Origin of the sequence: Streptomyces gamaensis (assembly GCF_042656465.1) — a bacterium.
Taxonomy (GTDB): Bacteria; Actinomycetota; Actinomycetes; order Streptomycetales; family Streptomycetaceae; genus Streptomyces; species Streptomyces gamaensis.
In genome coordinates this window covers 1-2,123 of sequence record NZ_JBHSPB010000055.1, presented here as the reverse complement: position 1 = coordinate 2,123, position 2,123 = coordinate 1, and the positions used below count along the sequence as shown (strand labels likewise).

Annotated in this window: 3 protein-coding genes and 1 pseudogene; 3 read left to right on the top strand and 1 reads right to left on the bottom strand. The window is 30.9% G+C overall.

The annotated features are described in order from the left end of the window. From ACFP1Z_RS33610 to ACFP1Z_RS33600, 3 genes and pseudogenes are all read left to right on the top strand, one after another. Positions 1-606: RNA-guided endonuclease InsQ/TnpB family protein (locus ACFP1Z_RS33610; protein WP_390321863.1), on the top strand; the 606-nt coding region annotated here is incomplete at its 5' end. A 52-nt stretch (positions 607-658) separates the two neighbouring features. Further along, positions 659-841, top strand: a pseudogene (locus tag ACFP1Z_RS33605) (AcrID1 family anti-CRISPR protein); the annotation flags it as partial. A 12-nt stretch (positions 842-853) separates the two neighbouring features. Then, on the top strand, positions 854-1,126 hold the full coding sequence (locus ACFP1Z_RS33600; protein ID WP_198968545.1) for an AcrID1 family anti-CRISPR protein: 273 nt from the start codon (positions 854-856) through the stop codon (positions 1,124-1,126). Here the strand turns inward: ACFP1Z_RS33600 and ACFP1Z_RS33595 are convergent. After that, positions 1,127-2,123 (bottom strand): glycosyltransferase family protein (locus tag ACFP1Z_RS33595; protein ID WP_390321860.1); only part of this gene is annotated, 997 nt, incomplete at its 5' end.

Genomic DNA, 2,123 nt, shown 5'->3' with positions numbered 1-2,123 from the left:
GTACGAGAGAACCCCAAGGTTTTTGATAAGGTCGAGAGGAGGATAAAGATCTTACAAAAATCATTATCTAGAAAGAAGAAGGGATCTAGAAACTACGAGAAGGTTAGGAAAAAACTAGCTAAGCTTCACGAGCATGTGAAGAACTTGATGAGTGATTATATTCACAAGGTGACTTCGTGGTTAGTAGAAGAGTATGATGAGATATACGTGGAAGATCTTGATGTAAAGGATATAGTTGAGGATAGTGAAAGTAAAGTTTTGAGAAAGCATATTCTTCATTCTGACTTTTCTAAGTTTGTGAGCTATCTCTCCTACAAGGCTGAAAGAGCTGGTAGGAGGGTAGTGAAAGTAGATCCGAGGAATACTTCTAAGACGTGTGCTAGGTGCGGTTACGTTAAGAAGGACTTGGCTTTGGCTGACCGTGTGTTTGTATGCCCCAAGTGTGGTTGGACTGTAGATCGTGACTATAATGCTTCTCTAAATATTCTTCGTGCGGGGTCGGGACTGCCCTTAGAGCCTGTGGACAGGGGACCTCTGCTATACATTCCCTTCTCTGAGGGTGTGTATAGTAAGTTTCTTGGAAGAAGCAGGAAATCTCCATCGTGAGGTGGAGATGCCACGTCCGTAAGGGCGGGGTTGTTCACTACTTACAGAAAATGAATATAACGAATTAGTAAGGAGACCAAATCTATCTTTTATAGATAAGGATCCCTGGATAACTTCAGATGAATTTGTATATTATGAATTATCAAACAAAGTAGTTAAGCTTATTATTCATTATTTTAAAGAAGATGGTTTTATAAATATCTTAGAAATTGATCTATTTCGTGAAAAAAGATAAAAGGTGATAAAAATGGAATTTGAAGAATTAAAATCGATTATTGATAAATTTTTCCAAGATTCGACAATAATAAGAATAAATTTAAGATTTAATAAAGAAGTAATAGCTTCATATGACCAATTTGAAGAGATTGTTAAAGATGCCGATTTATTGCATAGATATGATGATAGAAATATAAGAACTGATATTTGTGAATATAGAAAAAATATTAATTCAATAATTAATTATTATGTGAAAGACAGTAAAGTTTATATTGTTGAAATTGATTTTTGGAGATCTAGTTAATTAGTTAGCATATTTTTCTATAACATTTAATAGCTGTTTTTTAACTGCATTATAACTAAAGTTTTCTATCCAGAAATTGTAATTTTCTTCAACTTTAGCCTTATATTCTTCATAATTATTTAGAACATCTAGAATTTTATCTATTGCTTTTTCTATACACATTTGAACTCCATTTCCAATATGTATCGGATTATCTGGGAAAATTTGTGGATTTTTACAACTATCAATTAATAGATCTTTCAAGTTAAGAGGATAATAGTCTTCCCAAGCTCCACCTTTTGTCGCTATAGCTGGAATTTTATTTATAAAAGCTTCTAAACCATTTAATTCGAAACTTCCGCCTCTACTAGTTAGCAAATATAAATCTGAAATTCTGTACATTTTAACGATATTGTCAAAAGAAGTATTTCCATAGATATTGAACATTTTTAAATCTTGAAAATCTGTTCTTGGGAGACCGCTTTTTATCAAGAAATATATATCATTTCTTTCTTTTTGTAGTTCCTTAGCTATCACATGAAAAATATCAGCTCCTTTTCTATAATCACTATGCCATAATGAAATAAATATTAGTTTGAAATTCTTCTCTTTCTTTAATTTTTCAATATATAGAACTTGATCATCTAATTGTAGTTCTTCATCTTTCGCCAAAAGTCTATCTTTAAAATTATGGAAAACTTTATAAACAGGAACTTTTAATCCAGAATTTTTAAATGCATTAATTGACCAAGTAGAATTTAAAATCATTCCATCCGTATAATTATTTGCATAATCTATATATTGTTTTGCAATTTTATCAGTATCTGCTACTTCAACTCCTAGAAGTGCGGAAACTCTAGTTCTATATTGTTCAAAAAATGAAAATTCGACTTTTGACCATCTCCACATAGAGTAAAATAAGGGATGAATTATTGAAATTGGATATCTAAAAGGTGTAAATTGGTAAAATGATAATGTTGGAATTTCATAAACTATATATTTCTCTCTTAGCATTTTC

Coding starts and splice junctions, on each gene's coding strand:
- ACFP1Z_RS33600 (WP_198968545.1), top strand. CDS start 854: ATGGAATTTGAAGAATTAAAATCGATTATTGATAAATTTTTCCAAGAT.